This window comes from Sphingobacterium sp. UME9, from assembly GCF_014170215.1.
Classification (GTDB): Bacteria; Bacteroidota; Bacteroidia; order Sphingobacteriales; family Sphingobacteriaceae; genus Sphingobacterium; species Sphingobacterium paramultivorum.
The window spans coordinates 99,647-112,980 of sequence record NZ_LZZP01000012.1; the positions used below are offsets into that span (position 1 = coordinate 99,647).

At 39.2% G+C, this 13,334-nt stretch carries 13 protein-coding genes; 7 read left to right on the forward strand and 6 right to left on the reverse strand.

Annotated elements, in window-relative coordinates:
• Window positions 1–231: 231 nt before the first annotated feature.
• Together A9970_RS17905 and glyA are read right to left on the reverse strand one after the other, a co-directional pair.
• Complete coding sequence (locus A9970_RS17905; protein WP_075991123.1) at window positions 232–828, reverse strand: RNA polymerase sigma factor; 597 nt, start codon at window positions 826–828, stop codon at window positions 232–234.
• Between the two features lie 534 nt (window positions 829–1,362).
• A complete protein-coding gene (gene glyA, locus A9970_RS17910; protein WP_075991122.1) occupies window positions 1,363–2,634 on the reverse strand; it encodes a serine hydroxymethyltransferase in 1,272 nt (423 codons plus the stop codon).
• Window positions 2,635–2,919: 285 nt separating this feature from the next.
• Here glyA and A9970_RS17915 point away from each other — a divergent pair, with 285 nt between their 5' ends.
• The 7 genes from A9970_RS17915 to A9970_RS17945 all read left to right on the forward strand — a co-directional run bounded on the left by A9970_RS17915 (window position 2,920) and on the right by A9970_RS17945 (window position 10,665).
• Window positions 2,920–3,270: an iron-sulfur cluster assembly accessory protein gene (locus A9970_RS17915; RefSeq protein WP_046674047.1), complete on the forward strand. Its 351-nt coding sequence runs from the start codon at window positions 2,920–2,922 to the stop codon at window positions 3,268–3,270.
• A 213-nt stretch (window positions 3,271–3,483) separates the two neighbouring features.
• Window positions 3,484–6,897: an isoleucine--tRNA ligase gene (ileS, locus tag A9970_RS17920; RefSeq protein WP_182983266.1), complete on the forward strand. Its 3,414-nt coding sequence runs from the start codon at window positions 3,484–3,486 to the stop codon at window positions 6,895–6,897.
• 3 nt (window positions 6,898–6,900) lie between these two features.
• On the forward strand, window positions 6,901–7,287 hold the full coding sequence (locus A9970_RS17925; protein ID WP_046674049.1) for a TraR/DksA C4-type zinc finger protein: 387 nt from the start codon (window positions 6,901–6,903) through the stop codon (window positions 7,285–7,287).
• A gap of 55 nt (window positions 7,288–7,342) precedes the next feature.
• Window positions 7,343–7,993, forward strand: coding sequence for a lipoprotein signal peptidase (locus A9970_RS17930; RefSeq protein WP_075991120.1), 651 nt, complete (start codon window positions 7,343–7,345; stop codon window positions 7,991–7,993).
• Between the two features lie 88 nt (window positions 7,994–8,081).
• A complete protein-coding gene (locus A9970_RS17935) occupies window positions 8,082–9,026 on the forward strand; it encodes a M20/M25/M40 family metallo-hydrolase (protein ID WP_182983267.1) in 945 nt (314 codons plus the stop codon).
• Window positions 9,027–9,208: 182 nt separating this feature from the next.
• A complete protein-coding gene (locus tag A9970_RS17940) occupies window positions 9,209–10,123 on the forward strand; it encodes an SDR family oxidoreductase (protein WP_182983268.1) in 915 nt (304 codons plus the stop codon).
• Between the two features lie 14 nt (window positions 10,124–10,137).
• Window positions 10,138–10,665 carry an acyl-CoA thioesterase gene (locus A9970_RS17945; RefSeq protein WP_046674180.1) on the forward strand — a complete coding sequence of 176 codons (528 nt, stop codon included), beginning with the start codon at window positions 10,138–10,140 and terminating at the stop codon, window positions 10,663–10,665.
• Between the two features lie 110 nt (window positions 10,666–10,775).
• On the opposite strand, the gene A9970_RS17950 is transcribed toward A9970_RS17945, so the two are convergent.
• From A9970_RS17950 to A9970_RS17965, 4 genes are all read right to left on the reverse strand, one after another.
• Window positions 10,776–11,183, reverse strand: coding sequence for an EVE domain-containing protein (locus A9970_RS17950; protein WP_075991117.1), 408 nt, complete (start codon window positions 11,181–11,183; stop codon window positions 10,776–10,778).
• A gap of 27 nt (window positions 11,184–11,210) precedes the next feature.
• Window positions 11,211–11,561, reverse strand: a complete 351-nt coding sequence (gldC, locus tag A9970_RS17955; RefSeq protein ID WP_088160288.1) for a gliding motility protein GldC — start codon at window positions 11,559–11,561, stop codon at window positions 11,211–11,213.
• Between the two features lie 104 nt (window positions 11,562–11,665).
• Window positions 11,666–11,911: a hypothetical protein gene (locus A9970_RS17960; protein ID WP_182983269.1), complete on the reverse strand. Its 246-nt coding sequence runs from the start codon at window positions 11,909–11,911 to the stop codon at window positions 11,666–11,668.
• A 6-nt stretch (window positions 11,912–11,917) separates the two neighbouring features.
• Window positions 11,918–13,288 carry a DEAD/DEAH box helicase gene (locus A9970_RS17965; RefSeq protein ID WP_153847222.1) on the reverse strand — a complete coding sequence of 457 codons (1,371 nt, stop codon included), beginning with the start codon at window positions 13,286–13,288 and terminating at the stop codon, window positions 11,918–11,920.
• Window positions 13,289–13,334: the final 46 nt, after the last annotated feature.

The window sequence follows — 13,334 nt, forward strand, 5'->3', positions numbered from 1 at the left end:
TAACAAGAATTCAATACGTATACTCATCGGTCATTTCTGAAGGCGCGCAGTTATTTTAAGTTCAATCAGGAGCAGATTATTGAAGGAAATGGCTTTGAAGACATGATGCGCAAAGGATTGTAGCATTGCCTTATTATAAACAAAGGATGGGAAAATACAAAAGCAGCGAAACCTCCCTGTGATCCCAATTAGAATGTAAATAAGAAGGGGCGTTTTGCAATGCCCCCTTTATTATAAATAGCCCATTTGTAGGGTAAGATCAGTACCTTCAATCATCTTGCGTAAATTGCTCAATGCGTAGCGCATCCTCCCCAAAGCAGTATTGATACTTACTTCGGTTATTTCCGCAATATCTTTAAAGCTCATATCACAAAAGTGTCGCATAATGAGCACTTCTTTTTGATCGTCCGGAAGTTTTTGGATCATTTTCTTAAGATCAACATCAACCTGCTGTTTGAGCATTTTTGACTCTGCGCTTTCATCACTAAATTCGAGCACCTCAAAAATATCAAATCCATCCGCATTCACAATATTTGGAGCACGTTTTGCTTTTCTAAAGAAGTCAACAATCATATTGTGCGCTATACGAATAGCCCAAGGTAAAAATTTACCCTCTTCATTATATTTACCGGATTTTAATGTGTTGATGATTTTAATGAAAGTCTCCTGGAAAATATCTTCAGCAAGATATTCATCTTTTACTTTCATATATATAGAAGTATATATTTTCGATTTATATCGATTCAACAATGCCTCTAGACCGGACTCTTGGCCACCGACATACATTTGGATCAACTCTTGATCGCTTTTACCTTTTAGAAGTCTCATACGTCACTTACTTTTTTAGCAGTTCGCAAATAAATTATCAGTTCTGTGTTAAAATGTAAATGTTTGCCGTATAAACTATCCTTTCTTATTGTAAAACAATCAATTAATCTAAAACCAAATTACCGCAAAATAAATGAGTAATCAAATTATTACAATTTATTTTAAGGTTTTTTAACATTTAAAAATAAGTTATCTGCCTCACATTTCCAAACCGAGCTCTTAAGGCAATTCTTTCAATCCCTCCGAAACAAGCTAGAACCAGCTGTTGTACATGAGAAGGACAACACGCCAATGCGGCATTATTTAATCCGAACTTTACAGGGAGTTAATAGGGACCTAATAGGGACCTCATTCGGATAAGCCCCTATTTGAACCGTATAAAATACGGTTCAGGTTATTATATAATTCCTTTGATAAATTAAATTGGTACGGACTTATACCATACATGTTACGCTGAAAATAGCTGTAAGAAAATAAAAAAAGCGGAACCACCGCATCGGTGATTCCGCTTTTTTTTATTCCTAGGGGAATTTCTTATTTATACAATGGGAACTCAGCCATCATTGCTCTTACTTTACCATGGATCAAATCCAGTTGAGCATCGTTAGATGCATTTTTCAATGCCTCATCGATCAATTCGCCGATTTGTATAATTTCATTCTCTTTAATACCACGTGTTGTAATTGCTGCAGTACCAAAACGTACACCTGAAGTCACAAAAGGAGAACGTGTATCGAAAGGAACCATATTTTTATTTGTTGTGATACCGGCTTTACCTAATACAGCTTCAGCTTCTTTACCAGAAATATCTTTGTTGCGAAGATCCACCAACATCAAGTGATTGTCTGTACCACCAGAGATGATCTTGTAATCTCTTTCTACAAAGAATTGTGCCAATGCAGCTGCATTTTTCTTTACCTGAACGATATATTCCATATACTCATCGGATAAAGCCTCACCGTAAGCGATCGCTTTCGCTGCGATTGTATGCTCCAAAGGACCACCTTGTGTACCTGGGAATACAGCTAAATCCAATAATTGCGTGATTGTACGGATTTCACCTTTAGGTGTTTTGATACCCCATGGATTTTCAAAATCTTTACCGACCATAATCATACCACCACGTGGACCACGAAGCGTTTTGTGTGTCGTTGTCGTAACGATATGGCAATGTGGAAGTGGATCATTCAATAAACCACGAGCGATTAAACCTGCTGGGTGAGAAATATCAGCCATTACGATAGCACCAATTTCGTCTGCAACTTTACGAATGCGCGCGTAATCCCAATCGCGAGAATAAGCCGAAGCACCACAGATGATCATCTTTGGTTTTTCACGAAGCGCTGTTTCTTCCAATTGCTCGTAGTCAATTAGACCTGTATCTTCTTTTACACCATAAAATAATGGTTGATAGATCTTACCAGATAAGTTCGCTGGTGAACCGTGTGTCAAGTGACCACCGTGAGATAAATCAAGACCTAAGATTTTGTCGCCGGGTTTGATTGTCGCCAAAAAAACAGCCGCATTTGCTTGAGCACCAGAGTGAGGCTGAACATTTACCCATTCTGCGCCAAATAATTGTTTTGCACGATCAATTGCGATGGTTTCAATCTCATCCACAACTTCACAACCTCCATAGTAACGTTTTCCTGGGAGGCCTTCTGCATATTTATTTGTCAACACTGAACCAGCAGCTTCCATCACTTGTTTTGAAACAAAGTTTTCTGAAGCAATTAATTCAATACCTTCTTCTTGGCGTTTAAGCTCATCAGCTATTAAATTAAAAATGGCTTGATCTCTTTCCATTGTTTTTAAATGTTGTAAAGTAAATTTTGTAGTTTATTTTAATGCCTCAAAGATAGCATATTCCATAAAGAATATCGACAAAAAGTCCTATTTTATTAAATATTCTTAGAAAATTAGCCTTATTTATGCGAATTAACTAATTAGGTCAAGATCATTTTATGGTGCTATCGGACCGAATAAGCGTACGAAGAATTGAATGTTTCGAAAATGTCAAAAAATCCCGGTCAAGCAATTTGCCATTAAAAAAATGTATTTTTGTATTGGATTGGCTAAAACACTATTACAATGAGTACAGAACATACAGCAGTTGCTCCTGTTTCTTTAACAGAAGGGGCAATCAAGGAACTAAATAAATTAAAGGATCAACAAGAAATCTCTGATGATTTTGGTTTACGTGTCGGTGTTGAAGGCGGCGGTTGTTCCGGTATGAGTTATATCTTGGGCTTTGACCAGAAAAAGGACGGCGATAACGAATACGAAATTCAAGGAATTCGCATCTTTATGAACAAAGCACATGGCCTATATCTTGCCGGTATGGAAATCGACTTCAAATCGGGACTAGATGCAAGGGGCTTCACATTCAATAATCCCAATGCAACAAGTACCTGTGGATGTGGAAGCAGTTTTTCAGCATAACTGAATTTCAGCACGAATGAAATAACAAAGGGACTGCCATAGGTGGTCCCTTTGTCGTAGCAGATGCTTCCATCATTTTCGCCAGTTGATCGAGTGAAGATTTCAAAAAGTTCAACCTCGATTTAATGATATAAGCACAACAAAGCCCTCTTTCATTTTCCATCATAAATCACTAAATTAGCGACCTTTAGAAAAGAAGCATACAACAGTCTGATGTACAAAGAATATAAGCAGTTAAATTTACCCGAGATAGGTAAAGAGATTTTGACCCGTTGGGAACAGGAAAAAATATTCGAAAAAAGTATCAATAATCGTCCTGAAAGCAAGACCTATACATTTTTTGAAGGTCCGCCTTCTGCAAATGGAATGCCTGGAATTCACCACGTGATGGCACGTACTATTAAGGATATTTTCTGTCGTTACAAGACTTTGAAAGGTTACCAAGTGAAACGAAAAGGCGGCTGGGATACCCATGGTCTGCCCATTGAACTTGCTGTCGAAAAAGCTCTTGGAATCACAAAAGAGGATATCGGCAAAAAGATTACCGTAGAACAATATAATGACGCTTGTCGCAAGGAGGTAATGAAATATACCGATGTATGGAATGACCTAACCACCAAAATGGGCTATTGGGTTGACCTTGAACATCCTTATATTACTTACAAGAATGAATACATCGAAACCTTATGGTATTTATTGAAAGAACTTTATAAAAAAGGTCTTTTGTACAAGGGTTATACGATACAACCTTACTCTCCGGCAGCAGGTACAGGATTGAGTTCGCATGAACTTAACCAGCCCGGCACCTATAAAGATGTTAAAGATACCACCATCGTTGCAGAGTTTAGACTTATCAAAAGTCAGCTTCATCCAGCTATAGAAAAATTAGTTGACGACGATGCGGAGGATGTAGCATTCATTGCCTGGACGACCACGCCATGGACTTTACCGTCCAACACAGCCTTGGTTGTAGGCAAGAAAATAAATTATGTTAAGATCCGAACTTTCAATAAATATACCGGTGCTCCTGTATCTGTCGTGTTAGCGAAAGATTTGATCAGCAAACATTTTAAAGCGGAAGGAGAAAATGCATCCTTCCAAGACTATAAATTGGGCGACAAAGTAATCCCCTGGGAGCTTGCAGCAGAATTTGTAGGCGAAGAACTTGTTGGCTTGCGCTATGAGCAATTGTTGCCCTATATCACCAACGCGGACTTACAAGAAAATGCTTTCCGCGTTATTCCAGGCGACTTTGTTACGACCGAAGACGGTACCGGTATCGTCCACGCTGCTCCTACTTATGGTGCGGATGACTTTCGTGTAGCAAAAGAACATGGTGTACCGGGCATCTTGGTGAAAGATGAAAATGGAAAAGAGGTACCTACTGTTGACCGTACTGGACGTTTTGTAAGTGAAATCACAGATTTTGCCGGAAGATTTGTCAAAGAGGAATATTACAGCGCTGAGGAACGTTCAAAAGAAGACTTCAAACCTACAGACGTGTTGATCTCTATCAAACTGAAAGAGGACAACAAAGCTTTCGATGTCAAAAAATATGAGCATACCTATCCACATTGTTGGCGTACAGACAAACCTGTTCTATACTATCCATTAGATAGCTGGTTTATCCGCTCCACAGCAGTGAAGGAAGATTTGGTTGCATTAAATAAAACCATCAACTGGAAACCTGAAGCAACCGGTACCGGCCGCTTTGGAAACTGGCTAGAAAACTTGGTAGACTGGAACCTTTCGCGTTCGCGTTACTGGGGAACTCCACTTCCTATCTGGCGTTCAGAAGACGAAAATGAAGAAGTTTGTATCGGCTCCTTACCTGAATTAAAGTCTTTATTGGAAGCTTCTTTGACCTCAGACGTTTTGTCTGACGATGAAAAAGCGAAGAATAAAGCTTACTTGGATAAATTCGACACCGAGCAACTGGATCTTCACCGTCCATATGTGGACGATATCGTTCTTGTTTCTGATGCCGGACAAAAGTTATTCCGCGAACCTGATCTGATCGATGTTTGGTTTGATTCGGGCGCAATGCCTTATGCACAATGGGGATTGGATCACGAAAAATTAGCCAAAGGCGAAGAGTTTCCTTTTAAAGCTGGATTCGATCATGCATACCCGGCAGACTTTATCGCTGAAGGGGTTGATCAAACACGGGGTTGGTTTTTCACCTTACATGCGATTTCTACAATGATGTACAAATCGGTTTCCTTCAAAAACGTGGTTTCCAATGGCTTGGTATTGGATAAAAATGGAAATAAGATGTCCAAACGCCTAGGCAATGGTGTTGATCCATTCTCGACGATCGATCAATACAGTGCCGATGCAACACGCTGGTACATGATCAGTAATGCCGCACCATGGGACAACCTTAAATTCAATATGGAAGGGTTGGATGAAGTCCGTCGTAAATTCTTTGGTACTTTATATAATACCTACGCTTTTTTTGCATTGTATGCCAATATCGATAAGTTCTCCTATTCAGAACCAGATATTGCTTTGGAAAAACGTCCTGAAATTGACCGTTGGATTATCTCCTTATTAAATTCGTTGACCAAGGAAGTAGACGAATACTTGGCGGATTACGAGCCTACAAAAGCCGCGCGCGCTATTCAAAACTTTGTTGATGAACATCTCAGCAACTGGTATGTCCGTCTTTGCCGTCGTCGTTTCTGGAAAGGAGATTATACAGAAGATAAAATTTCGGCCTATCAAACACTTTATACATGTCTTGATACGATTGCGAAATTGATGTCGCCAATATCACCTTTCTTCTCGGATAGATTATTCCTGGATTTGAATTCAGCCACGAACAAGGAACAAGTTGAATCTGTTCACCTGGCGAATTTCCCGGTTTATAATGAAAGTCTAGTCGATAAAGATCTGGAAGAACGCATGGCTTTAGCGCAGGATATCTCATCGCTGACACTTTCTTTACGGAAGAAAACTTCCATCAATGTACGTCAACCATTAAATAAAATTTTGGTTCCGGTACTGGATAGTGCTTTCCAAGAAAAGGTAGAGAAAGTAAAAGATCTGATACTTTCTGAGACCAATATCAAAGATATCGAGTTCATTACAGATACCACTGGTATTATTAAGAAAAAAATAAAACCAAATTTCAAAGCTCTTGGCGCGAAAGTTGGTAAGGATATGAAGTTAGTTTCTTCGTCTATCCAATCGTTGACTATAGATCAAATCAGCACGTTGGAATCAACAGGCGAATTGGCCCTAGCAGGCACGCCATATACGATTTTACTGAGCGATGTAGAAATTATAGCAGAAGACGTTGAAGGATGGCAAGTAGCGAATCTAGGTAAATTGACCGTAGCATTAGATGTACATATCACCGAAGAATTGAAAAAAGAAGGTTTGTCAAGAGAACTGATCAACCGCCTACAAAATCTAAGGAAGGATAAAGGATTAGAAGTCACTGATAGAATTAACGTAAAGTTAACAGCTGCTTCAGAAGTGGTTAATGCTGCCAACGAAAATTTATCGTATATTTGCACCGAAATTCTGGCCGATTCATTGGTATTTGAAGATTCACTAACTGAAGGAGAGACCATCGAGATCGATGGCAAAGAACTTAAGGCATTAATCCAAAAAAATTAAATTATGGCAAACAACAACGAGAAAACACGCTATAGCGATTCAGAATTACAAGAATTCAAAGATATTATCTTGGACAAGCTTAGAATAGCAAAAGAAGAGCTTTCCTCGTTGACCGCAACGCTTAATAACAGTAATGCTAATGGTACCGACGATACTGCTGGAACGTACAAGACATTGGAAGACGGTTCAGCTACTTTAGAAAAAGAGCAAACAAATCAATTGGCTGCTCGTCAAAAGAAATTTATCGACAACCTAGAAGCGGCGTTGGTGCGCATCGAGAACAAAACGTATGGTATCTGTAGAGAAACAGGAAAACTGATTCAAAAAGAACGTTTGAAAGCTGTTCCACATACAACGTTGAGCATCGAAGCGAAAAACAAACAATATTAATTTTAGGCATTAAATATATGGTCTTTGCTTAGGCAAAGACCATTTTTATAACACAATGAAGGGTTATACGAAACCGATCGCGCTCATCGTAGCGATACTTTTAATAGATCAATTGTCAAAAATATGGGTTAAGCTCACAATGACAATTGGACAAAGCCACCATGTATTGGGCAAATTTTTCCAGATTCATTTTATTGAAAACAATGGAATGGCCTATGGTATGGAATTTGGCGGTGATTATGGAAAATTATTTTTGACGGTATTTCGTATTTTAGCCGTAGCTGGTATTGGATACGGCCTACATTACATGATCAAAAATAAGTATAACCGTGGATTCATCTTAAATGTTGCCCTAATTCTTGCGGGTGCCTTAGGAAATATCATCGATTCTGCTTTTTACGGTGTCATCTTTAGTGAAAGTACCTGGTATGATAAAGCGAGTTTATTCCCAGCAGGTGGTGGTTATTCTTCCTTCCTGCACGGAAAAGTAGTCGATATGCTTTATTTCCCATTAATTCAAGGCAACTTCCCTTCTTGGGTGCCCTTTTGGGGCGGTGAAGAGTTCCTCTTCTTCCGACCTGTATTCAACATTGCCGACTCGGCAATTTCTGTTGGGGTGGTTTTGATCCTGTTATTTCAAAAACGGTATTTCAAAACAGAAAAAGAAGAGAAATCCAGCATCCACAGTGAAATCGTTGAAGATTAACGAAATATCCCTAAAAGCCTTGTTAATCCCAAGGCTTTTATTTTTTGTACATACAACCCAATACAACTATCTAAACTCTACTATTAGCATGAAAAACATTAGCCTACTTCTGACACTTTGCTGCCTACTAGGAATCCAAATAGCGCAGGCACAGCAGATCGAAGTTTCTAACTTAAAGAAACATATCTATTACCTCGCCGACGACAAAATGCAGGGACGAGGAACGGGCAGTAAGGAAGTATTTAAAGCTGCAGATTATATTGAAAAGGAATTCAAAAAATACAAACTTGAGCCTAAAGGTGAAAAAGGATACCGCCAATCCTTCAAAGCCAAAGTCTGGAAAGTAAAAGTTGCAGACAGTATTCGCAATGCAGATAATATCATTGGATTTATTGACAATGGTGCAGACTTAACAGTTGTTATAGGTGCACATTACGATCACTTGGGAACAGGTCGTCAAGGAAGTTCAAAAGATTCCTTAGGAGTAGGCAAAATCCACAATGGAGCCGACGATAATGCCTCTGGTACTGCTGGTTTATTGGAGCTCGCACGTTACTTTAGCAGCAACAATGAAAAAGAACCCTACAACTTGTTGTTTATTGCTTTCGGAGCGGAAGAATTGGGATTAGTTGGTTCCAAATATTTTACGGAACACCCTACCCTACCATTGGAGAAAATCACAGCCATGCTCAATATGGATATGATCGGCCGTTATAATCCCAGCAACGGTCTTGCTGTAATCGGCTACGGAACAAGTAGTCAATGGCCAGCTATATTCAAAGATGTTCAGGCACCTATAAAATTTAATCTTAGCAAGGATGGCAACGGCGGATCTGACCAAACTTCATTCTACAAAAAGAATATACCGGTGTTGTTTTTCCATACTGGTGGACACCCAGACTATCATATGCCGACCGATGATGCCGATAAAATTGATTACAACGCTTTAAAGTCCATTTTAGATCTAGAAAAAACAGTAGTTGAAAATATCATGAAACAATCCAGTAAAATGGATTTTATATGGACCAACTAAAACAAAAAAGGCGGATTTGTGTCTAACAAAATGTGATAATCTAGCTTTTTATATGCTCAAATGCTATAACAGAGATTAGTAAATTAATTTGTAGACATACACGAATAAACTAAACAGCACCCTTAAGACCCTGCAAACGAGTCTTTATAAACAGGTGCTTGGATATCATTTAATTATTGTTGATGAAAAAAATTCTAGTGACAGGGTCCAATGGATTCCTTGGCCAAAAAGTCGTTGATTTACTTGCTAAAAATGACCAATATGATGTTGTTGCCATTTCAAAGGGTCCAAATCGCAACCCGAATCAAGTGGATTATGCTTTCTTTCAAGTAGACCTATCGGATCGGGAAAAACTGACAGATTTTTTATCTGCACAAACTTTTGATGCAATTGTACATACAGCAGCCATGACAAGTGTGGAAGCTTGTGAAGCAGATCAAGCAGCATGTCAATCGCTTAACGTCGATCTCGTAGCCTATCTGGCTTCCTATTGTACGGCACATCAGACCCAACTGATCCACTTATCTACGGACTTTGTATTTGATGGCAAAAAAAATGCGCCTTATGATGAAACAGATCTCCCCAATCCACAAAGTGAATATGGGAAGAGTAAATATGCTTCCGAACAAGTGCTTGTACAGTCCAGCTGTAATTATGCTATCCTTCGCACGATATTAGTCTATGGGATCAATGCTGACCCCAATCGTTCGAATCTAGTATTATGGGCTAAAAGTAAGTTGTCGCAAAATGAACCCATAAAAGTAGTCAATGACCAATGGAGAATGCCTACCTTTGTAGATGATTTAGCTTATGCTTGCCAACTCGCTATTGACCGAAAAGCGCAGGGAATATTTCATATTTCAGGAGCAGAGTTAATGTCGATCAATGAGGCTGTCTACAAAATTGCAGACTACTGGCAACTAGATAAAGGATTGATTTCGGAGATCAGTGCTGCCAGCATTGGACAGGCGGAGAACAGGCCACGGCAGACAGGCTTTGATCTGACTAGATCTAACGCTGAATTGGGTTATGTGCCGACGTCATTTATGGATTCTTTGGCAATCATAGATAATCAATTCAAAACGTTTGGACGATAATGACAAATAATGATATGATAGAGAAATTTGCGCGAGAGTCATACACTGAGATGAACGAATTGGTATTACCCAACGACACAAATACTTTTGGGAATTTGATGGGCGGCCGTTTATTGTATTGGATGGATATCTGTTCAGCTATTGCTGCTCAAAAACACTGTAGCAATGTCGTCGTAACAGTATCAGTCGACAATGTATCTTTTAAGCGCTCCATTAAACTTGGTGAGGTCGTCACGATACAAGCTCAGGTAACGCGTGCGTTTAATAGTTCTTTGGAAGTACGCATGGAAATTTTCGCGTCTAATTTACCGGAAGGCACCCGTGTAAAAACCAACGAAGCTTATTACACCTTTGTTGCTGTTGATGCGGATAACAATCCTAAAGCTGTGCCTGTATTAATTCCGGAAACAGATATAGAACACAAAGCTTACGAAGATGCATTACAACGAAGAGAACTGCGCCTTATTCTCGCGGGGAAATTAAAGCCTGAAAATGCAAAAAAATTAAAAGCGCTGGTCAGTCTTTTTAGCCAAAAGAACTAATGCTTAATGTTCATGACTTACATACCGTGTAAATACTTAAAAAGGGAAAACGATCGTTTTCCCTTTTTGAGTTATATCCCCATATACTGGGTTGATTTATTCGCGGTAGCTTACGCGTTACCAAGCGCTAAAATTCGATCAAATTCTTCTGGCTTCAAAGGCATTACAGACAAACGTCCTTGTCTGACCAAAGCGATATCCTGCAACTGCTCATCAGCCTTAATGGTTTCCAACGTAACGGATTTCTTCAGCGTCTCTACAGGTGCCAGATCCACAACGACCCAACGCTCATCATCTGTTGTCGGATCTTGATAAAATTCCTTGACGACTTTCGCCACCCCCACAACTTCTTTTCCTTCATTGCTATGGTAGAACAGGACAAGATCTCCTTCTTTCATAGCTTTGATATTATTCCTAGCTTGATAATTACGAACGCCATCCCAAAATGTACGGCCATCTTTATTAAATTGTTCCCAGCTATATTTAAATGGTTCAGATTTTACTAAGAAGTATTGCATGGTCAAATTTCTGTTAAGCGTTAAAAACTATTGTTGTGGCATTAAAACTTCCATTTTATCTGCAAAATGCGCACAGTAATCACGCAAGTCGCCAATAACTTTTTCCGCCATCGGATCACCGCCTGAAGAACGGATAAAAGAGTCGCCCAATGTTTGCAGCGTTTCATAGAAAAAACGTTTCATTTCATCGTAGGGCATATCTTTAGTCCAAAGGTCGATACGCATTGAATTTTTATAATGTGAATCCCATAGGGCTAAAAACATCGCTTTTGCAGGTAATTCCTCCGCATTATTTCCATCTGTAGAAGACCACATGATATTTTCAGGCACGTTGTTTTCATCTAACTCTACCTGTAATTTTATTTCAGCTTTTTTCATTTTAATATTATTGAGCTATTTATATTGAGCTATGTTTTTTGAAACAGGAACTATATTTGCCATCGATTCACAACCTAACTCGTCTTTATTTTTAATTTTACCTCTTACCCAAAGGTTACTTTGACAATTAAACTGGTGACACAAACGACTACCAAAAATGCCAATTGTAATAACCACATTTTTTTATTTGGCTTTACAAAGACCCTAAATACAATATCAATAACGGTCAATATCAACAACAATAGGATAAATGCGCCCCAAGTAAATAAAGCCTTTTCATCATTGGGGTTTTCTATAACAAACCAGGCAACAAGGCATGCACTAGCGATATTTAGTGGTGTAAAGCGCACAATAAATTAACGTTTTTTAAAATTGCGATTTGTTCCTCCCGATTTTCCACCTGCAGACTTACTTTTACTTTTTGCTTTTGGTTTAAATCCGGAAGCTCGTTGTGCCTCCCGCACTTCTTTCTGTTTGATAACGTACTTTTTCTCGTGAAAAGCACCTTGGAAATCTGGATCATCTTTTCGTTTTTGATTATCAATCTCGCGCGCAATATCCTGTTTTTCATGATAGGGTGTTTTCTCTATAAAGACATCCTCTGGTAGTGCGTAGACAGGGATACTTTGCTTGATCAATTTTTCGATTTTGCGAACATAATATTTCTCGGCATCATTACAGAACGTGATAGCATCTCCCTCATTGAAAGCTCGCCCGGTACGTCCAATACGATGCACATAATCTTCTATAACAATAGGTACTTCAAAGTTGATCACATGGCTTACATTAGAAACGTCAAGTCCTCGCGCCGCCACATCCGTTGCGACCAAAATACGAATATTCCCTTCCTTAAACGCATTGATGGAGTTGATACGTGTATTCTGCCCCTTGTTGGCATGAATAACACGAACCTCATCTTTACCATATTTACGTTCCAAAAAGTGGAAAACATTGTCTGCTACCTGCTTTGTCTTACAGAAAACAATCAATCGGCTAAACGCTTCATCATCTTGCAAGAGATGTTGAAGCAAATTCAATTTTGTCTTTTGGTTGGGTACAACATACAAAGCCTGACTCACCGTTTTTGCTGGTGTAGCTTGTTCCGACACCTCAATAACGGTCGGAAATGCTAAGAAATCACCTGCAATTTTGCGAACAAGCTCACTCATTGTTGCTGAGAACAATAAGTTCTGACGTTTGCGTGGTACGATTTCAAGTACACGATGGATCTTACTAATAAAACCCATATCCATCATCTTATCGGCCTCGTCCAAGACCAAAAATTTGAGTGATTTGACAACAATGTGCCCTTCGAGGTACAAGTCTAAAAATCGACCTGGAGTTGCCACGATAATATCCACTCCTTTTTCAAGTATTTCTATCTGAGTTTTTGGTCCTAATCCACCATAAAGTACCACTGAACGCAAATCAAGGTAAGTAGAAAACAGCTTAATATTTTCTTCGATCTGCATGGCCAATTCTCTCGTTGGTGTCAAAATCAACGCACGCGCATCATTTCCCTGAGCATACTTTAACTTCATCAACATGGGCAACACGAATGCCGCGGTTTTTCCAGTTCCCGTCTGAGCGATTCCCATCACATCCTGCCCGGCCAATATTGGAGTAATTGCCTTTTCTTGGATCTCTGTCGGTTGTTGATACCCCGCCTCCGCTATCGCATTTAAGATCTGTTTATTGAATTTAAAATTTTCAAATGATTGCTGCATCTTGCAAAGATAAGGAAAAGAGTCCATTTGACTTTCCTTGACAACC

What these genes read in the sequence shown, in the direction of transcription:
- A9970_RS17935 (WP_182983267.1), top strand. Translation starts at nt 8,082, where the DNA reads ATGAAAAACATTAGCCTACTTCTGACACTTTGCTGCCTACTAGGAATC.
- A9970_RS17915 (WP_046674047.1), top strand. Translation starts at nt 2,920, where the DNA reads ATGAGTACAGAACATACAGCAGTTGCTCCTGTTTCTTTAACAGAAGGG.
- A9970_RS17950 (WP_075991117.1), bottom strand. Translation starts at nt 11,183, where the DNA reads ATGCAATACTTCTTAGTAAAATCTGAACCATTTAAATATAGCTGGGAA.
- A9970_RS17905 (WP_075991123.1), bottom strand. Translation starts at nt 828, where the DNA reads ATGAGACTTCTAAAAGGTAAAAGCGATCAAGAGTTGATCCAAATGTAT.
- ileS (WP_182983266.1), top strand. Translation starts at nt 3,484, where the DNA reads ATGTACAAAGAATATAAGCAGTTAAATTTACCCGAGATAGGTAAAGAG.
- A9970_RS17925 (WP_046674049.1), top strand. Translation starts at nt 6,901, where the DNA reads ATGGCAAACAACAACGAGAAAACACGCTATAGCGATTCAGAATTACAA.
- gldC (WP_088160288.1), bottom strand. Translation starts at nt 11,561, where the DNA reads ATGAAAAAAGCTGAAATAAAATTACAGGTAGAGTTAGATGAAAACAAC.
- glyA (WP_075991122.1), bottom strand. Translation starts at nt 2,634, where the DNA reads ATGGAAAGAGATCAAGCCATTTTTAATTTAATAGCTGATGAGCTTAAA.
- A9970_RS17940 (WP_182983268.1), top strand. Translation starts at nt 9,209, where the DNA reads ATGAAAAAAATTCTAGTGACAGGGTCCAATGGATTCCTTGGCCAAAAA.
- A9970_RS17965 (WP_153847222.1), bottom strand. Translation starts at nt 13,288, where the DNA reads ATGCAGCAATCATTTGAAAATTTTAAATTCAATAAACAGATCTTAAAT.
- A9970_RS17945 (WP_046674180.1), top strand. Translation starts at nt 10,138, where the DNA reads ATGATAGAGAAATTTGCGCGAGAGTCATACACTGAGATGAACGAATTG.
- A9970_RS17930 (WP_075991120.1), top strand. Translation starts at nt 7,343, where the DNA reads ATGAAGGGTTATACGAAACCGATCGCGCTCATCGTAGCGATACTTTTA.